Genomic DNA, 279 nt, shown 5'->3' on the forward strand with positions numbered 1-279 from the left:
CAGTATCGTTACCTCCTATTATCAAGCATTTATTTTACCCATCTTGATAAATTTATCGCAGCATTTACATCCCTATCGTGATGGCTATTGCATGGAACACAACGCCACTCACGTATTTTTAAACTCCACTGTCCTTCTGGTTGAACTGAATAGTCGTATTTCACTCCGCAACATGAGCAAATCTTGCTTGAGGCGAACCATTTATCAGCTTTTACATACTCAATGCCATACTTCTCGCACTTGTATGATAAACATTGAAAGAAGAAGTTTAATTTTTGA

The 279-nt window shown here is 37.3% G+C and carries 1 protein-coding gene; it reads right to left on the reverse strand.

The window, feature by feature from the left end; all coding sequences use genetic code 11:
* Window positions 1–29 precede the first annotated feature (29 nt).
* Window positions 30–279 (reverse strand): zinc ribbon domain-containing protein (locus KVT31_RS29500; RefSeq protein WP_140392334.1); only part of this gene is annotated, 250 nt, incomplete at its 5' end.

It is taken from the genome of Bacillus sp. GbtcB14 (assembly GCF_019091205.1).
GTDB lineage: Bacteria > Bacillota > Bacilli > Bacillales > Bacillaceae_G > Bacillus_A > Bacillus_A cereus_AG.